An 18,645-nucleotide genomic window follows, 5' to 3' on the forward strand; every position below is an offset into this window, starting at 1 on the left:
TCGAGGCCCTGACTGACGTTGCGTTCCGCATAATCCTGGTTGGGGACGCTGGCGGCACCGACGTTATGCGACTCCGAACGTGATCCCTACGCGGCCTACTGACCTTTCCGTTGAGTTGTCGAGGGTGACATCGCTTGATCCCTGCGGTAGTTCGTGGGCATGAGGTATGCGCAGGGTGGTGGTCTTACACCGCGAGGTCAGGCCGCGCGGGAGCAGGTGCGCATGCTCGCTGCCGACGGGTTTGCGCGGGGCGATCGGAGCATGGTCATCGCGAAGGAACTGCGGGTGACGTGCGGTCGGTGGAACGCTGACGCAGGTCTTGGCGTGAGGCCGGGCGAGACGCACTGCGCACCACGGGCCCGGTAAAGCGGCCGAAGGTCGACGACAGTGACTTCGCCGTGCTCGAGCCGCTCCTGCTGGAAGGCGCGATGGCTCAGGGGTGGGCAGATGAGCGATGGACGCTCTCGCGAGTGCGGCTGCTGATCACTGATCAGCTGGGGGTGTCGTTGTCGGTCCGTGGTGTGTGGGAACTGTTACGGCGGCACGGCTGGTCGTGTGGGTCCTCAGCGGACCGGCTCGTGGTGCAGCACGAGGAGGGCGATGTCGTCCCTACCGTCCTTCACCCGGAGAGGTCACCGTCGCACGGAGATCGAGGTCGTCACCGACCCCACGGCTGTACTGCGGGGCGGCTCCGCCTGGCGCGGGCCGGTGCGGGTGCGTACCGTGCCGGCGCCACTGCCTGGTCGCACGGCTGTCTCAGCGAGGGGGGTGGACGGCGTTCCGCTTCGTCCCGCCCGTATCCAGGACCAGGAGGGCTGCTCCGTCTCCGTCGACGACATCGCCGGAGGCCGCAGTGCTGCGACTCGCCCCACCGGCCCTCGTGTTCGACCGTACGGCCGCGCCACTCCCCCGTTCGGGCCTCCCAGCCCCGGCGGCTCGACAACCTGCTCGAACGCGCCCAACGGCAGGGGAAATCCGCGTCGGGGTCGATTCCCAGGAGCGGGCCGGGTGGGAGCGGCGGTGTGACGTACGCGCGGACCCTTGGGGTGCCCGCCGGGCCGGACCCGGTGCTGGATCTCGGGCGGGTGTCGGCCGTCGGTGTTCCTCGCGGTCGTCGCCCAGGAACAGGTCGGCCCGGAGGACGCCGGCCGTACCGGCAGCCCCCGGGCCGGGCAGGTTGCTCGGTCAGCCGACCGTCCCTGCAACGCTCGCCCGACGCAACCGGTAGTACGTGAAGGCTGCGGACACCAGGGTCGCATGGTGGTGCCAGCCCGGGAACGAGCGGCCCTCGAAATCCTGCAGACCGAAGTCACCGCTCAGGGAGTTCACGACCGCGGTGGCCAGGCGAGGCTGACGCATCAGCGGCAGCAGCTGGGGAAGCGGCCGGTCGACCAGGTTCGTCAGCCAGATCCGGGTATCCCGGCCGCCCGCTCGCCGCTGGGCCAGCATCCGCAGCCTCGGCTGCCGCGCGGCCGCGCCGGGCAGCACCACCGGCAGGGACAGGATGTCGAGCCCGTGGTGCTGCTCACCGCTGGTCTTGGTGCTGCTCTGGGTGACAGCAGCCTGCGCGGCGGGCCGAGCAACGTTCACGTCCTGCCCACCCAGCCTCAACCACCTGCAAGACGAAGTTGAGGGCAGGCTGGATCCAGTTATCCCCCTGCCCTGAATATCCCTTGGGCAGTCGGAACCGTGCTCACTAGAGTCGCCGTTCATGGACCCGCGAGATCTCCTGGAATCGTCCCGCCGCTGGATGGGCATGGCGCTGTCCGCGCTGAGCCGTCCCGAGGACGCAGACATAGCCGTGCACCATGCTGCCGTGGCCTGTGAGCACCTATTGAAGTCGTACCTGGCGGGACTTCATCCAGTCCTCCTGGCAGAGGGCAAGGACTTCACCTCCCTGCTTCACGCCGTCGGACATGGAGACAAGGCAAAGGGGAAGGACCTCACCTCATTCAGGAGTGTCGCACTGCCGGAAGCGTATGCCCGGGTCGCTCAGCTAATTCCGACACTGACGGTCGACCACAACGAAGTTCAGGTGGCGGCGAACGCCCGGAATGGCGTGGCTCACTGCGGGATCCACGACCCGAGTAAGGCTAGAGAGATCACGACGATCTGCATCCGGCTCGCCGAAGCCATCCTGCCGCATCTGACGGATGACGCCCACACCTATTGGTACCCGCACGATGCTGTTCGGAAGCGATTTATAGAGGCCCACGCCACGAAGCTGGGCGACGGGCTAACGCGCCGTATTGCGCACTTCCGAGACGCCTATCGGCGGGGCGAACTGCCCGAAGACATTGAAAGTTACCTCGGTATTGGCCCGGCGGCCGAAGCGGTCCGAATGCCTGAAGAGGCAGGAGTGATCCGCGTGATTCCCACCATCAATTTGTTCACGATGCTCCGGGACACCTCTCAGAAAGACCTGAGTCGGATGGGTGCTCAGACCTGTCCTGCGTGCGAGGAATGTGCTGTGATCGGCTGGAGAGTGGGCTCAAGCTACGGCGATGATGAGACTCCCTACGAATACCGCACCGCGCTGTGTTGCCGATGTCTTCTGCCGCTCAGCGTCGAAGAAGTCCTCTTCCTCGGTATGGGGGAAGCCATCGGCCTGCCTCCATACGGAAGCTAGTCAGCGCTACGACCAGAGTTGAGTCGGCACCCCACGACACGAGAACTTGACAGGGAACGCACCTGGGACGCCAACACCACCATCGCCACCCACGGATCACTCACACTGCGCATCCTCCTCGACCACGAAGCAGGCTCCCGCAACTCGCGATGGACGGTCGGCGCCTACAAGAGCCCCGTCAGCGAACGCATGTGGCACATGGCCCTCACGCCCACCGTCCCCGTCCCCCTCCTCCAGCCCCTCCTCGACGCCCTCCGCGCCGGCGACGCGTGGGAAACTGCGCTCGGCAGCCCGATCACCGACAAACACGTCGCCCAGGCCACCCGGCCGCTCACCTCCGCTGGCTGGAAGCCCACCGTGGACGGACGCTGGCTGCGCTGGAGCACCCAACAAGGAGATGTCGGTGTCCAGTTCGACGCCTTCGCCGCCCTCAACCCCACAGCCCCCTCCACACCTGGACCCTCTGGGCCGGCCCCAGCGTCGGCCACCCCACCTGGACCATCCACGCCTCCACCTACATCCCCGCCGGACTCCTCACCGACCTCGCCGAGGAACTCGCGCACGGAATCGGCACCCGCCGCGCCGTCTCCCGTACGACGGTGCTCCTACAGCAGCGCGCCGCCGCGCTCCCGCCGAACCCACCCCAACCCCATCCGGCAGCGCCCCGGCGCTGACCAACACCCGCACAGGCCCACACCCAGGGCATTGAGCGCTCATTGCATGAAACGGATCCGTCCGGTTCACTCAATGCCCCTGCCTCTGAACTGAAGCGCTTCCGCGGCGACGCCGACGAAAGCCACGCTGGCCACCAGGACTTCGTCCTTGCGGACTCCGGCAAGACCGTTCTGCTGGAACTGCAGACTGCCCAGAACGGCCGCCCTCACACCTTCATTCCGACCTCTGGCAAGCGATCCCTCGCCGACTGCCCTGCGAAGGATTCAACAGCATCCCGACACCGCTCCGGCTCATTCAGTTGTGTAGCACCGGGACACAGGAAATGAAGTCCCGTGATCCACAGGTGTCATAAATCAGGAAGCCTCTCACAGCAGCGCGTCGAAGTGCGACTTAAAGTGCCTGATGACTTGACCTGCGGCAGCCTGAACCAGAGGGAGCTGCACGGTGCGGTTTGAACGAACCTTGCTGATCACACGCAAGGAAGGTTTCCCTCTGCCCAAAAGAAGGCGTAGCTCTCGCTGCACAAGGTACTCCACACCTTCACGGTGACTAGTTTCCACCGTAAGAAACTCATCCGCCTGCCCCATATCAGCCCAGAAAATCACTAGATCATCCATCCGACCCCATGCAGAATCATCGAATTCATGCAGTCGCCGCTGGAAGGAAGATTTCTCAAGGGCGCGCCCTAGGTGATCACCCCAGCGGCCAAAGATTCCATTACGCCCCACCGTCATGCCTACATAAGCAGCACCCACCTTCTTTGAATATCCGCAGTATATGTACGCTCGTGCACGACAAAGGCTGGGGCTCCCCACAATCGCGGCACCCCAGGTCTCATCCTCGCTCAGTACCCGCATTCAGTTTCGTCCTACGCAAAACGCTTCTCAAGAGCGTCTGCCGTGGCCTTGTAAACAGCAGCTGAAGCCTGATTTCTGTACGTCACGAACACGTCCTCGATGACGTCATCAGGGAGTTCCTGCTTGTTGCGCACGGTTCCGCTCTCCGCCGAGGCGAGGCTCAAGAAGAGCGCCTGGACGAGGAGCACGACATCAGCGTCTTCGCCGAACCGCTCATCGAACATTCTCATGAAGCGATGGGACCGGTTGATCCGCACCACCGTCCCCAGGGTGGCATCCCGCGAGCGCTCCCACAGGGCATTGTCGTCCAATTGGTCAACGAATGTGACCCTCGAACCCTCTTTGCGTGCCTTCTCTCGCTCTTCATCGCTAAGCGGGTGTCGAGCAGATTCCTTCTCTGTGCGTTTGGCCCGCTCGTTATCAGATGCCGCATCATCCGGATCCGTAGGGAGGAACTCTGGAAAATCCACCTCGATTAGCGCTTCCGCGGCTTTTCTATTGGGGTCCTGGTTTGCCGCCGCACGAAGCAGTTTCGCGGCGTTCTTCCAGGCACTCCTGCTCAAACGCCTCGCTTCATAGATGGCCTCACTGAGAGCGTCCTCCGCTTCCTCGCTAAGGAGTATTTCCGACTTCTTCACATCGATATTGAAGGCGTCGTCGGCCGAGTCGTTGATCAAGATCCTTCCGCGAAATGCGAAAAAATCCTGATCGGTCGGAATGAGGCCGTTGAAGCGTTCGGCTCTGCGGATTAGCCGTTTGTTCCGGTAGACATAGAAGCCGTAGTTCCCCGACCCGATCATGTACCTTTTCCGGATCTCGGCGGAATTATCGAACGCCGGCGGGTGCACCAACTGCGTGGCTTCGATTGTTGCTTCCACTTGATTCTCTGCGTCAAGAATGACGGGGGTCGGGCGCTCAAGCCATCGAACATCACGACCGTCCCACTCGACATCATCGAGATTTCCCGCCACGTTGGCTTCATCCACAAACAGAGGGTCGAAGGGAGCTACCGACTCGCCATCCAGTAGGATCTCAAGATCCCCGCCGTTCGGCTGGAGGAAGTAAAAGTAAGTCACGCCAAGGTTCCGTCCAAGCGCGTCGCGAGTCTTGCGGATACTTGGATGATTACGCTTATGGATTTTCTCAATCGTGACTACTGTGCCATGCGCAGCGCCAGGAAGAAGCTCATTTACTCGACCGAGATCGGTGGAATCCGGTTCCGCCATCAGGCATTCCAGCCTGCCGGTCTCCTCCACATGCGGAAGGTCAAGAGTCACCTTATTCCAGGAGCCCCCCTCGCATGCACTGACCACCTCGATCCGATCACCTTGCGACAGCCCAGCGCTTTTCAGGCCGAGTCCATACTTGCCAAGGCTCCCAGATCCGTATTCCCCGTCTGCCCCCAGAGCCAGAGCTTCGATTAGGCGATCTCGGTCCATTCCATCACCATCATCAGCGATGATGTAGCGAGCCGCGCTATTCCTGCGAGCTTCGGACATGTCGGGTTCACGTTCCAGCTTGATGGCGATGCGCCGAGCGTTCGCTCCCACTGAGTTGTCGACAATGTCGCAGATGGCACTCTCTGGCGTGTAGCCAATGCGTGCGATCGCCCGGAGGATTCGCCCAGGGTTGATCGGTACTTCGGTGAAGCTCACGTGTGGTCCCCCAGCCTGACTCGACGTCATGTCTGTCCCGACACCTCTTCCCGCCGCTGCCTACTTGGCGTGCATAGCAGTGTCTCAGGTGGGTCTGACATCCCGCCGATGATCAGGGCAACACGCCCGGACCGAGGGCCTCAGCCCAGTACGGGTAGTCGGGTCTGTGCAAGGCACTGCCAATGCTGAGCTCCAGCCACCGTCCAGGAGCTGCGCCGCGTTCTCCGTCTGGTGTTCTTTAACGGCAGACGCAAAGGCCCGCCTCTCGAAGGGCGTCCTTCGCGAGGCGGGCCTGCGTAGCTGGGCGAGGGCTTCGGCCCACGTCAGAGGTGGCAGACGGAGCAGCCTGCCTCGTCGTCGTCGGAGTCCAACGCATCCGAAAGCACTTCCAGGAGGGGCCGGTTGGGCTTGATGCGCTTGGCCGCGCGGTCCAGGGCCGCCTGGTGCTTAGCTTCGATCTCGTCCTTGCGCTCTATGAGCTCCGGGAGCGACTCGCCCTGTGACCAGGTGTAGTTGCGGCCCTTCATGGCCGTGTGGCGGAACCGGACCTTGTCCTCGTACTCCACGGCCTTGTCGTACAGGTCGGGGTGGCGTTCCTTGAGGCCGACCCACTCGTGCTTGCGCTGGAAGAAGCAGAAGTAGCAGCCCGAACGCGTGCGCCACTCGTAATAGCCAGGGAGCCCAATGCCAGCCTCGTCGAGGATGCGCATCACGCCGTCCTTGTCGATACCGTCCTCACGGAAGGGGAAGACGGCATCGATGTTCGGCTTGGTGCTGACGTAGCCGAGGCGGTTCTCGTCGGCCCGGATGGCCACGTATGAGATGACCTTGTCGTCGCCGACCCACTCCTCCAGCGGCTTGATCTTCAGATTTTTGGTGCACCAGCGCATCTGCGGGCTGGGCAGGGTGCCCTGGTAGACCTCCATCCAGTGATCAAAGTCCCGGTCGGCGTTGAGTCGCTCGATGGGCTTACCGAGGGCCGCTTCCAGCCGGTTGAGGTACTCGTACGTCTCTGGGAGTTCAGCGCCGGTGTCGCAGAAGAAGTACTCCATGTCCGGCACGCGATCGCGCATGTAGATGGCGAGCGCCGACGAGTCCTTGCCGCCTGAGATACCCAGGACGTGGCGAACCTTCTCCTGGGTGACTGGATCCGTCATGCCCCCTCCTTCGTTTCAGTTGCTGTGACAGCCGGCCCATCGGCAACGCGTTGTGCAAGAGCGGCGAGCAGGATCCGTGCGCCGTCGGGTCCGAGGGCCTGCTCAGCCTGCTGCAGTACGTCGGCCGCGAGCTGGTCGGCCTGGCCGCGGGACTGTTCCGGCACGTAGATCAGCGTCCGTCGTTCCGCTCCTGTCTTGTCCGTCAAGGTCAACAGCCGCGTCTCCAGATTTACTTCCTGCTCGCGGGTCTCGCTGCTGTCCTGGTAGAGGTGGGCGACGCGGTCGAGGGATGCGGACATCTCGCGTGCAAGGCGAGGGAACATGCCTGCGTCTCGGTCATCCCAGTCTCCGAGTGCCTTGTTGGTGAGGCGGACGACGATCGGGTCGAGCCAGTCCTCGTCAGCGAGGCTCTCGCTGAGCACGAAGTCGACGAAGCCCCGCAGCTCCGGGTTCAGTGACACCGTGGCGAAGCCGCTCAGCCGCGCGGCGAGTGTCGGCCGCAGCTCGGGAAGAGTCGTGGGCAGACGGAACTCTTCGGCGAGAACCGCGACCACTTCTTCCCGCAGCGTGCGTTCGATTCCGGTGATCTCGTCTGCCGCTGCGGTCAGCCTGTCGGCGTACTCCGCGGCGGCTGCCGCGTTGGCGCGGGTGCCGGCTTCGATGGGGGCGAGGCCCAGTGCCTTAGGCAGAGCCCGGAAGAGCAGGTCGTCCGGATCCTGGGAATTTGCCAGGGCGTTGCGCACGGCGAGTGCATCCGGAGAGATGCGCTTGGTCTTGCGGCCGTAGCTGTTCAAAACCATGACGCGTTCGAGCAACGCCCTGGCTACGGACAGCAGATCTGGGTTACGCAGTGCCTGTGAGCGTGGTGGTTCGACCTTCAAAGACACCAGGAGCTTCTTGATCACGCTGGCGCGCTGCCCCTGTCCGACCGGCGTGTACTTCACGTCGAAACGGGCGGGGGCGGCGAGGATGCGGTCGACGACGTCCGGCGTCAGCCGAGGCAGGTAGGAGCCCTCTTCGAAGAGCGCGACATCGTGCCGGCGGATCACTAGGGCGGTGACGACCAGCAGCGGCCAGACACCGGCCTTCACCCCGTAGGGCGGGCTCATCAGGACCCGGATGATGTGGTCGAGGCTGGTACGCCGGGTTGCTGCGTCCAGCGCCTCCTGCAGCGCCTCCCAGACGGGCTGAGCGTGCTCGTGGCCCTCGCCTGGAGCGGAGAAGCCGTACGGCAGCAGGCTGTTGGGGGAATTCTCTGCCTGGATTGTGCCGTTGGCCCGGTGCAGGCCGAGGTAGGCCAGCGCGCCGCTGTAGATGGCTCGCTCCGGGCCGTATCTTCCGGCCGTCGCGTCGAAGCCCAGGTACTGCTCGCCGGAGCGGGTGAGCATCGCGTCCAGCACATCGCTGCGGGCACGGGCAGCGTTGCTGGTGAGTGAGTGCCGTCCGAGCATCTCGTTGCGAATGTGCGGGGTGTGCGGGTAGACGCTCTCGCAGGCGAGGGAGACCAGGCCGCTGAGGCTGCGGGCCGGCAGGCTCGAGCTGTCGGGGTCCGCCCCCGGGGCGAGTCCGGCGTTCCACAGGTCCCAGGTGGCGTCCTGGGTCGGCGGGTAAAAGGCCGCCTGGATGACCTCCCGCAGCTCGGCCTCCGCCTGGACGGCGCGGTCGGTGACCTCGCGCCGGGCGACGTGATCGAGTTCCTTGTCTTCGAGTAGCTCTTTCAGGGCGATGAGGTGCGTGGCGGAGTTGAGTACCACGTCGGGGTGGGTGGTTGTTCCGAGGATCACCGGCAGCGCCGAATTGACGGTGGGCAGCTGGTCTCGGGGGCCGAGGTGGAAGACGAGGAGGCCGTCGGCCGGGTCCTTCAGCTCGTCCGGCGCCTGGATTTCGCGGGTCTCTGGGCCGCTGACGGCGGTGAGGAACACCCGCATCATCCCGGTGACCTGGCTGTGGCGGCCGGCGACCACGGCGCTGGGGAGGTGTGCGCCAAGGCGCTGGACGATGGAGGCATCGTCGAGGTGACTGATGATCTCCTTCAGGCGGGCGTCGATGTCGAAGTCTGTGCCCTGCCAGACGCGATACTCACCGCTGAACTCCCGGTGGACGAGGAAGCCGCGGCGGACGAGGTCGGCGAGCTGCTCCTCAAGGCGGGCGAAAGCGCCCGCGTCGGTCAGATCGGTGGGGTCGTGGAGCGCGAGGTGGATCATCTCGCTGGTAGCGCTGAGCGCGCCGTCGGCGTCGATGAGGTTCAGAACGCCGATGGTCTTCAGCAGCGCTTGGTCGGCGTCGGGCAGTCCGTTGGCTTCCTTGATGCGCGCGTCGACTTCGATCCAGCGGCCGGCGTTGGAGGCCGCGAGCAGCGAGGTCCGGCCGGAGTTGAGGAAGTAGTCGTACAGCTGTGGCAGCTGCACTGTGCTGGCGAGTTCGGCATCCGGCTGGGAGTGTGCGGCCAGCGAGTCGCGGACGGTGTTGGGCTCTCCGCTGTTGAGGAAGCCCGACAGGCTGCGGTCGTGCTGGCCGATTTGCGCCGCCAGGATCGGCGCAGCGATCGCCGTCAGTGGGTGCAACGGGTAGAGGCCGGCGAAGTCGTCGCTGGACAACTCGGTAAGGACGTTCAGACCGTGGTTCTTCCACGCGAGGGCTGATGCCTGGGCCGACGCGCGGATAAGGTCCTGGCCCGCTGCGTCGACCGCGGAGTGGTCGAGACGCCGGCGCAGGAGCTGCAGGGAGTCGCCGTGGTGCGGGACGAAGGTGACGTCCTCGAAGCGGCCCTGGATCTTTGCCCATTCGCGGATCTTGAGCTCACTGGACCGTGACGCGTAGTCCATGAACGACAGGTGCTGCAGGGTGACCAGGAAGACGGGCAGGCCGTTGGGCCCGGCGCTGTGCTCGGCGAGCTCCTGCAGGAGGAAAAGATCGTGCTCGGCGCCGGAGAATTCGTTGTGTCCGGCAAGGTGTTCGAGGGTCTTGCCGAACTCGTCGATGATCAACAGGAGCGGCTGCTGATTGTCGGTCAGGGCCTTGATGGCGGCCATGACCTGCTTCGTCTTCGGCCCGGTCGTCGTCGGGTCTTCGCAGGCCGCGAGTGCTGCGGCGATGTTCTTCGGGATGCGCTTGCCCCAGCGGCGCCTTGCCGCGGTCTCCAGCGCACGGGTCACAGTTGCGACCAGCGGTTCACGCCGCGCGGTGGCCACGGCTCCGAGGAACCCGGTTCCCGTCCGCTCAGCCCGAGCCGTGGCGAGACGCTCGGCGAGGGCTGGGCTGGTGTCCGCAAGGATCCGGTGAGCCTCGTCGCGGCGGTCCTCGTCGCGGCCGAGAAGCGCTTCGATCAGGTTAGCCAGCGTGGACTTCCCGGAGCCGTAGGGTCCGGTGAAGGACCACGCGCGGGGACGCCGCAGATCGCTGACCGCGTTGGCGATGCGCTCCAGTACGTCAACTGCCTTCGCGCCGACATACGGTCCGTGCAGTTCGTCCTCGACGTCGCGTTCGAGGTTGGTCGACCGCATCTGGGAGCCGACCAGTTCGATTCCGGACGGGAACTGAGGGGTTGCCTCGTCCTGCGGGGTGCGGGAGGTCCGCATGGGAGCTGCGGTGGTCACGCGTTCTCCTGAGTCGTGAACTGCTGCTGGTGGTCCTGGGGCTTGCGTTCAGCCTTCTCAGCCTTCTCGGCCTTCTCAGCCTCCTCTGCTTCGGCCAACTGCGGGTACTGCGCGCTCCATTCGTCCCGGGTGGGAAAGCCGGGGCGCCGGGTGACGTGGTCGTACTGCTCGTCGAGGATGTCCCAGGCGAGTGCCCTCGGATCGCTGGAGAAGGACATGGTCCGCTGGCCGACGGCGTCCACCCGGTTGAGTTCCGGGCGACCCACGGCGACCTTGTCGAGGGCGGCGACGATCTCAGGCTCCCGGACCCGGAAGGCCCGGCCGGGCGCTCCGGGCTCGTTGGCAAGCCGCGCCAGAGAGATGGAGCCGGAACCCTGGGTGTCGCGGGCGGCGTAGTCGAGGCAGGCATAGACCAGAACGTGAGCCGGGAGAGAGGTGCGCGTGCCAGTGGTGAACTGCCACTCCTGCTTTCCCCGGGTGCCCACGGAGGTCAGCAAGTCCAGCTCACGGAAAGGACAGGCCAAGAGGTCTTCATAGGTGGCGCGGGAACCGCTTTGCTCGACCGGCGTGCGCGCATACATCTTGGTCAGACACTCGACGTCCCGGGTGATCGACGCCTCAACCGGTCCATCACTGAAGGAGAAGTTGACATGCCGCGTCACGACCTGCGTCATATCCGCGACGGTGAAGCGAGAGAACGGAGCAAGGTGAAACGCTGTGTACCAAGCGGGGGCCCAGCATTTGGCGCCCGGCCGCGACGACACGAGCCACCAGTGCAACAGCCACAAGCTGCCAGGTTCCTCAAGGTAGGGATCGGCGCCATCCTTCTCGTCGAGCAGCCACCGCGCTTCCCAAGTCGGGGACGCGTACTGGGCCTTCGTCTTACCCGCCGGGTCGGCGTGCTCGCGGGTCAGCTTGAACGCCTTTGACCAGTACCGCATGGCATGGACCATGTTCTTACCCACGCCGAGCAGGACAGGAGCATCTTCGGCAAGGAAAGCAGCCGGATTGTCCTTGACCTGCATGTACGCCTTATGCAGCCAGCCGAAGCGGGGGGCGAAGGTCTCATGGCGCGCGAAGCTGGAATGTGCGGCTTCCGCGAGCCTGCTGTCTGCCATACGAGGGCCTCTCAATACAAGAAGAGATAAAGGGAACTGCTGAAGTCAGTGAGCAGCGGCGCCGGCTGTCGTTGCCATGGCGGCGCGCACCTGGTGGACCGCATGCACCACCGCCTCGGCAGCTGCGGCGGTCTCGTCTGCGGTTGTGGCGTAGCCGAGGGAGAAGCGCACAGTGCACTCTGCTTCCTCCCGGCTCAGCCCCATAGCGAGCAAGACGTGGCTGGGAGTTGGGGCTCCCGAGGCGCAGGCGCTTCCGTCGGATGCGGCTATGTGCGGCATGGCGGCCATGACTGCGTCAGCCGGGGCACCCGCAAAGGTGATGCTCGCCACACCGGGCAGGCGGGGGGCTTGTTGCCCGTTGATACGGCATCCGTCCACAGCCGTGGTCACCATGTGTTCGAGCTGATCGCGCAGTTGGGTCACGCGGGCGACGTCGTCGGCAAGGTCACGGCTGACGGCCGCAGCGGCAGCTCCGGCACCGGCGATCCCGGGCACGTTGAGGGTGCCGGCCCTCCACCCCTTTTCCTGCCCGCCACCGGTGATCAGCGGCCTGAACGGCAACGGTGTGCCGCGTCGTACGAACAGTGCGCCAACGCCTTGGGGGCCGCCGAACTTGTGGGCCGACAGGGACAGAAGATCGACGTCCACCTCGGAAAGGTCCAGGGGCAGCCGGCCGATCATCTGTGTGGCGTCCGTGTGGACCAGTGCGCCTGCGGCATGCGCCGCCTTGACGACCGGCGTGAGGTCGGTGAGAACCCCGGTTTCATTATTGGCTGCCATCAGGGAGACGAGACCGACGTCGCCCCGGCCGAGCTCTTCCTCCAGGGCCACGGTTTCTACCAGGCCGTCCGCCCGCATCGGCAAGACGGCCAGTGATCCCGGCTCGTTTTGGGCCAGATCCCGGGCTGTCTCCAGCACCGCAGGGTGCTCTGCACCACTCGTCACAATCCGGGCCTCGCGGCGGTGAGCCGCGCGCAGCGCGAGATTGTTCGCTTCGGTTGCCCCCGACGTGAAGATGATCTCCCCGGGCGAGCAGTTCAGCAGGTCAGCAAGGTGCCGCCGAGCGACCTCTACGCGATGGGCGGCATCCCGGCCGGGGTGATGCACACTCGACGCGTTACCGACGGCCTGCAGGGCGTCCACAACGGCCGCCAACGCTTCGGGCCGAATTGGCGCCGTCGCGTTGTAGTCGAGATACGCCGAAACCGGCCCATCAGACTCATCCCTCATGCCCCACCTCGTCTCGCTCAGCACCGCACACAATCTACTCCTGGTGGAACCCGGACGTGCGCACCGGGGGCGGCACCAGGAGTGAGTCGCGATCGTAACGATCGAGATCGATCAGTCCGCGAAACCGACACTCAGCCCGGAGCGCAAACTGTAACTCGAACTAATGTTCCCTATTGCTTGGGCGCCTGCAACCGATATCGGGAAAGGGCATCGGCGCAGAGGCGGCACGGGATCCTCTAAGAGGCCGACCGCACCTCATCAGCGCCCCTGAGCTGCGAATATCAATCGCTGAGATCCGAGTGTCAGTGCGTGGGTTTATGGTGATCGGGCACTGTAACTCTGGGGCGACTCAGAGTTGCGGGCAGCTCTGCATGCACAAACTGAGGCGGGGGCTCCGGAAGTTGACGGTCATTCAGACATTGGGGGAAATCTCCCCTGTTCCGCAGGGGTGGTGAATCGATGACAGCGTGGTCGCCCGGCCTGTCCTTCCAAGCCGTGCTGGACAGCGCTCCCATGCCGTACATCCGCGAGCGGCTCGGCAAGCACATGTGCGCTCTGCTCGACCTCATCGACGGCGGAAGCGCCGGCGATGAGCGGCTCCGGGCAGTCGCTGCCGTGGCGGTGGACGCCGAGAAGCTCGTGCCCAATCAGACGGACCGCGAGGAGCTGCTGCGGCTCCTGCCCGCCGACAAGCAGACAGAGCTTGCCCAACGTCTTGGGGCGGATGGCGCGGGCACCGATGCCCTGGTCTACCTGAACAGTCTGAAGTGGGCGAGTGAGCAGCAGCGGGAGCTGCTGGAGTTCTTCGGCTTCAGCGTCGACAGGGCACGTGCGCTGCCCCCGCTCTTTCGGCAAAACTCCGAACCCGAGTACGGGTTGTTCCCCCACCAGCGGCGCGCAGCCGCACGCGTGAAGGAGTTGCTGTACGACGGGCCGCGGCGGGTTGTCCTTCACCTGCCGACAGGCGTGGGCAAGACCCGTACCGGAATGAACCTGATCGCCGACCATCTGCGGCAGCACGAGCCCACGCTCGTGGTGTGGCTGGCGCGTGGACAGGAACTGCTGGAGCAGGCGGCTGCGGAGTTCGAGCGCGCGTGGTCCAAGCTCGGCGACCGTCCGATTGCGGTCGTCCGGATGTGGGGTGAGGCGCCCACCGATGTGGAGGCGCTGACGGACGGCCTTGTCATCCTGGGGCTGGAGAAGGCCGTATCCGCGGACAAGAGCGATCCGGAGCTTCTCCGCAAACTCGCATCGCGCAGCACCCTCACAGTCTTCGACGAGGCTCATCAGATCATCGCGCCGACCTACCAGCGAGTGGTGGACGCCCTCACCATCCGCCCCGATGCCAGCTTGCTGGGCCTTACGGCCACCCCCGGCCGGACCTGGGCGGACGTCACGCAAGATGAGCGACTGTCGGACTTCTTCGCCCGCCAGAAGGTCATGCTGCAGATCGACGGATACAGCAACCCGGTAAGCGCCCTCATCGAACAGGGCTACCTGGCCAAGCCCATCATGAAGACCGTCGCCTCCGAAGCCGGCCTGCATCTGTCCGCGCGCGATCAACAGCTGCTCGCAAAGTCCTTCGACATCCCGTCGGACATCATCGCGTCGCTGGCCAGCGACGAGCAGTGGAACCTCAAGGTCGTCCAGACCGTGCTGGAGCTACTGGAACGCCAGCACCGCAGGATCCTGGTATTCGCGGCCTCCGTTGACCATTGCCGCCTGATCGCCGCCGTCCTGTCGGCGCTCGGCCTCGATGCCGACTTCGTCACCGGCGAGTCCACGCCCCGGCACCGCAACGATGCCATCAGACGCTTCAAGGGCGCCGGGCGACGCCCCATGATTCTGTGCAACTTCGGGGTCCTGACCACAGGCTTCGATGCCCCGGCGGCCAGTGCAGCCGTCATCGCCCGACCGACCAAGTCGCTGGTCCTGTACAGCCAGATGGTCGGCCGGGTCATCCGCGGCCCCAAGGCCGGCGGAACCGCCACCTGCGAGATCGTCACCGTCGTCGACCCGGAGCTGCCGGGGTTCGGAGACGTGGCCGAGGCATTCACCAACTGGGAAGACGTATGGGAGACCGCGTGACCGGCGAGGGAAGCAAATACCGGATCGTCAGCCCTTCGCTGACCGTCAAGGCCATGCGCGACAGCGGCTACAAGAACACCGCCTACGCGCTCGCCGAGCTGATCGACAACAGCATCGACGCGGAAGCCACACTGGTTCAGGTCTTCGCCTGTGAGAGCCCGGTGCAGGGCGCCACCCAGACCAGGCACCGGGTGGACGCCATAGCTGTCCTCGACAACGGCAAGGGCATGGACGCCGAACTCCTGCGGCGCGCCCTGAAGTACGGCGACGGCCTCGGGGGCGACCGCAACCGCATCGGACGCTTCGGCATGGGGCTGCCCAACTCCAGCATGTCCCAGTGCACCAAGGTCGAGGTCTGGTCCTGGACCAATGGGTCCCCGAACGCCATGTACACCTATCTCGATCTTGAGGAGATCAACGGCGGACTCGATGACGTCCCCAGCCCCGTACACCGCCCTGTACCGGCGTACTGGAGCGACCTCAGCGAGGCACCGCTGGGCACCACCGGCACCCTCGTGGTCTGGTCGGACCTTGACCGGGTCAAATGGCACGGCGCCGGCGCCACCTTGCGGAACACTGCCGAGCTGATCGGCCGTGTGTACCGGCACTACCTCCACGACGGCAGGGTGGAGATCAAGATGTCGCCGGTCCGCGAAGGAAAGGTCCTCGAAGGAGACAACGGGGCGTACTTCGCCGAGCCCAACGATCCCCTGTACCTCATGGACTCAACGGGGACGCCGCCCCCGTTCGGGAACAAGTCCATGTTCGAACCCTTCGACATGGGCAACGAGAAGGAACCCGGGGTCGCCTACTTCCCGATCACGGTCGACGGGACGAAGCACAACGTGAAGGTGCGGGCATCCATCGCCCGGCCCGAGGCCCGCCGTGCCGACGTCGAAGGTCACCCGTGGCCCGACAACGCGAACCCCAACCGCGACGCAGGTTTCCACCCGTGGGGTCAGCATGCTCGACGGAACATCGGGATTTCCCTGGTCCGGCAGGGGCGCGAACTCGACCTCGATTCCAAGTGGGCCATCGGGTACGACCCCGTCGAGCGCTGGTGGGGCATCGAGGTGGAATTCCCCCCGGAGCTCGACGACATCTTCGGCGTCACGAACAACAAGCAGACCGCCACGGTCTTCTCGTCTCTCGCGCACTTCGACTGGACGGCCGAGGCCGAGGGGGACGAGACGCCCAAGGCGTTCAAGGACCGCATCGCCGAATTCGGCGATCCGCGCCTGCCCCTGATCGATCTCGCGCTCTACCTGGAGAAGAACCTCCTGCCCAAAATGCGGCGGAAGCTGAAGCAGCACACGCTGGGCAACCGGGGAGGCAAGAAGCGCCACGACGACGTCGTCACGTCCAAGGCCACGGACGCGGTGAAGCGCCGGCAGGAGGACGGTCACACGGGAACGACCGACCGCCTGGCAGAGGAGGCCACCGAGAACGACAAGCGCCAGGAGCAGTTCGCGGCGCTCACCGAGCGGCACCACCTCGACGAGGACACCGCCCAGTCCATGGTCGACGAGGCACTGGAGAAGGACTGGCGTGTCCGTTGGATCTCCAGCCCGCAGGACTCCACGGCGTTCTTCAACATCGACCTCATGGCCGGCATGCTGCAGGTGATCTTCAACACCGAACACCCGCTGCACAGCGAGCTGATGACCGTCCTTGAAGACGTACCCGAAGACGCGGGCGAGGCCGAACTCCGCCAACGCCTCGCCCGCGCCTCCGACACCTTCAAACTCCTCGTCTTCTCCTGGGCCCGCATGGAGGACGAGATCCCCAACAAGCGGGACCGAGCCAGGATCTCGGACGCCCGGCGCGACTGGGGCCGCTACGCCCGCGACTTCATCGAAGACGGGAGCGATGACGAGTGACGCAGCCGGACCACGTCTGGCAGCAGATAGCCGACCTGTTGAAGGGCGCCACCACGCGAGTGATCCTCGTGGCGCCCTTCATCAAGAAGGCCGTCTTCGAGGAAACCCTCGCCTCGGTGCCGGCCTCGGTGGAGAAGATCGAATGCGTCACGCGCTGGACTCCCGCGGAGGTAGCCGCCGGAGTCTCCGATCCCGAGATCATCGAGGCGGCGGAGCGGGACGAGCGCGTGCAGATCACTCTCTGCCCGTCGCTGCATGCCAAGATCTACGTCGCCGATGACCTATGCCTGGTCGGATCCGCGAACCTGACCGGCAAGGCCACCGGGCGAGTCCCCAACGCCAACGTGGAGCTCTTGTTGGATGTACCCCTCACGCATCCCGAAGTGCAGCGCGTTCTCAGCCTGATCGAGTCCCGCTCGGCAGCGGCCACACCCGTGGTGGCCGCCCTTGTTCGGCAGCAGGCAGAACTTCTGAGGGAGGAGCGCATCACGTCCCCGGCCGAGGGTGGACCCGCCCCACTCTGGTACCCGGAGACGAGGCGCCCGGAGAACGTGTTTGCGCTCTACAGCGGGCGAACGCGATTCACCTCGCCGGTTGAGGCCGGCATCATCCAGGACCTTGCCATGCTCGATGTCCCGGCAGGTTTGGCGGAGCACGACTTCAACTCGGCGGTCGAGGCTCGGCTGCACGCCATCCCAGAACTCCACAAGCTGCTCGTCGGCGAGCGCCTCAGCAACATCGAGCTCCAGAAGGCCATCGTGGAACGGACAGGAGACCCGGAAGACCAGGCGCGGAGGACGACCGAGACCCTCGCAGCCTGGCTGCAGCACTTTGGCCGCTATTACACCGAGGTGGGCTCCTGGGAGCTGCGGCCAGGGCGGGAGCACACCTAAGATCTCCGTGCACGGTGTGGAGCGGCGGAGGTACCCGCCAGCTCATCGCCACCCACGGAGACGAAGGTGATGGGAAGACTCCCTCATGGCACAGGTGCGGGCCCCGTTCCTGCTGGGGCATGCCGAAATCGCCTCGCTCTATCGAGTGGAGCGCCAGACATCGCAGAAATGGCGGACGGAGGGTGCCCTCCCCGCACCTGACCTGGTCGCGTCCGGCAATCCGTACTGGCTGCTAGCGACGGTGTTGCAGCTCGACGGCGTCGGCGACCGCCACGTGGCGCAAGACCGGCTGACGTCCTACAAGGCCAGCGTCCCCCATGGCTACGACGCCCAAGACAAGCAGGACCTGCCCGTCGTCCTCGGCATCCAGGAGGTGGCCCGCGTCCTCGCGCGGGACGCGCAGGCGATCTCCCGATGGCGCAACCGGCGGCAAATCGCCGAGGCCGACCTGATCCTCTCCGGCTCCCCTCTCTGGCTCCTGGAGACGATCCTGGATGATGCGCAGCAGCGGCAGCGCACCATCCTCCCGTCCGAGGTCGAGCTGCTGCGCACAGGTCACCGTGCCGCGCAGAAACCACGTGGCCGCAGGCAAAGAGCGACCATCTCGCAGCCGTCACGCAAGGCCATGCCCGCAGCGCGGACATTCACCAGTGCCGAACAGGCTGCTGCGGCCGAGTTCCTGACAGCGGTCCTGGCGGCGGGACACTCCGTGGTCATCGAGCCGCGGCCCTAGCTCGCTTTCCGTTCCGAACTGGGACGGATTCCCAGAGCGCGGTATCCCCCATGACAGTGTTCGCCGACAGCTGTGAGAGAAACACTTGATTGCCCGATCTTCTATCCATACTGTCTCTCACATGCCGATCTTGT

At 65.2% G+C, this 18,645-nt stretch carries 12 protein-coding genes and 3 pseudogenes; 8 read left to right on the forward strand and 7 right to left on the reverse strand.

Annotated features, from left to right (window positions below; translation table 11 throughout):
• Positions 1-428: 428 nt before the first annotated feature.
• Positions 429-545, forward strand: a pseudogene (locus OG542_RS40725) (winged helix-turn-helix domain-containing protein); the annotation flags it as partial.
• A 640-nt stretch (positions 546-1,185) separates the two neighbouring features.
• On the opposite strand, the pseudogene OG542_RS12755 reads toward OG542_RS40725, so the two are convergent.
• A pseudogene (locus tag OG542_RS12755) lies at positions 1,186-1,554 on the reverse strand (IS701 family transposase); the annotation flags it as partial.
• Between the two features lie 157 nt (positions 1,555-1,711).
• On the opposite strand from OG542_RS12755, the gene OG542_RS12760 reads away from it, so the two are divergent.
• From OG542_RS12760 to OG542_RS40735, 3 genes and pseudogenes are all read left to right on the forward strand, one after another.
• Complete coding sequence (locus OG542_RS12760) at positions 1,712-2,629, forward strand: hypothetical protein (RefSeq protein WP_328410748.1); 918 nt, start codon at positions 1,712-1,714, stop codon at positions 2,627-2,629.
• Positions 2,630-2,647: 18 nt separating this feature from the next.
• Positions 2,648-2,878 (forward strand): annotated as a pseudogene (locus tag OG542_RS40730) (DUF317 domain-containing protein); the annotation flags it as partial.
• Positions 2,779-3,303 carry an SPDY domain-containing protein gene (locus OG542_RS40735; RefSeq protein WP_408057861.1) on the forward strand — a complete coding sequence of 175 codons (525 nt, stop codon included), beginning with the start codon at positions 2,779-2,781 and terminating at the stop codon, positions 3,301-3,303. The pseudogene OG542_RS40730 and the gene OG542_RS40735, both read left to right, overlap by 100 nt.
• A gap of 366 nt (positions 3,304-3,669) precedes the next feature.
• Here the strand turns inward: OG542_RS40735 and OG542_RS12765 are convergent, their stop codons facing one another.
• From OG542_RS12765 to OG542_RS12790, 6 genes are all read right to left on the reverse strand, one after another.
• On the reverse strand, positions 3,670-4,059 hold the full coding sequence (locus OG542_RS12765; RefSeq protein WP_328410750.1) for a hypothetical protein: 390 nt from the start codon (positions 4,057-4,059) through the stop codon (positions 3,670-3,672).
• A 113-nt stretch (positions 4,060-4,172) separates the two neighbouring features.
• Entirely contained in the window at positions 4,173-5,816 is a 1,644-nt protein-coding gene (locus tag OG542_RS12770) for an ATP-binding protein (protein WP_328410752.1), read from the reverse strand.
• 323 nt (positions 5,817-6,139) lie between these two features.
• On the reverse strand, positions 6,140-6,973 hold the full coding sequence (locus OG542_RS12775) for a phosphoadenosine phosphosulfate reductase family protein (protein WP_328410754.1): 834 nt from the start codon (positions 6,971-6,973) through the stop codon (positions 6,140-6,142).
• Positions 6,970-10,569: an ATP-binding protein gene (locus OG542_RS12780; RefSeq protein ID WP_328410756.1), complete on the reverse strand. Its 3,600-nt coding sequence runs from the start codon at positions 10,567-10,569 to the stop codon at positions 6,970-6,972. Before OG542_RS12780 ends, OG542_RS12775 begins: the two co-directional genes overlap by 4 nt.
• Complete coding sequence (locus OG542_RS12785) at positions 10,566-11,687, reverse strand: DUF4007 family protein (RefSeq protein WP_328410758.1); 1,122 nt, start codon at positions 11,685-11,687, stop codon at positions 10,566-10,568. Before OG542_RS12785 ends, OG542_RS12780 begins: the two co-directional genes overlap by 4 nt.
• A 45-nt stretch (positions 11,688-11,732) precedes the next feature.
• Positions 11,733-12,917, reverse strand: coding sequence for a cysteine desulfurase family protein (locus OG542_RS12790; protein ID WP_328410760.1), 1,185 nt, complete (start codon positions 12,915-12,917; stop codon positions 11,733-11,735).
• A gap of 513 nt (positions 12,918-13,430) precedes the next feature.
• Here OG542_RS12790 and OG542_RS12795 point away from each other — a divergent pair.
• The 4 genes from OG542_RS12795 to OG542_RS12810 all read left to right on the forward strand — a co-directional run bounded on the left by OG542_RS12795 (position 13,431) and on the right by OG542_RS12810 (position 18,511).
• A complete protein-coding gene (locus OG542_RS12795; protein WP_328410762.1) occupies positions 13,431-15,005 on the forward strand; it encodes a DEAD/DEAH box helicase in 1,575 nt (524 codons plus the stop codon).
• Complete coding sequence (locus tag OG542_RS12800) at positions 15,002-16,885, forward strand: ATP-binding protein (protein WP_328410764.1); 1,884 nt, start codon at positions 15,002-15,004, stop codon at positions 16,883-16,885. Before OG542_RS12795 ends, OG542_RS12800 begins: the two co-directional genes overlap by 4 nt.
• A complete protein-coding gene (locus OG542_RS12805) occupies positions 16,882-17,778 on the forward strand; it encodes a phospholipase D family protein (RefSeq protein WP_328410766.1) in 897 nt (298 codons plus the stop codon). Before OG542_RS12800 ends, OG542_RS12805 begins: the two co-directional genes overlap by 4 nt.
• 85 nt (positions 17,779-17,863) lie before the next feature.
• The gene (locus OG542_RS12810; RefSeq protein ID WP_328410768.1) at positions 17,864-18,511 is read left to right on the forward strand and encodes a hypothetical protein; all 648 of its coding nucleotides are present in this window, start codon (positions 17,864-17,866) and stop codon (positions 18,509-18,511) included.
• Positions 18,512-18,645 lie beyond the last annotated feature (134 nt).

It is taken from the genome of Streptomyces violaceus, from assembly GCF_036014075.1.
GTDB lineage: Bacteria > Actinomycetota > Actinomycetes > Streptomycetales > Streptomycetaceae > Streptomyces > Streptomyces violaceus.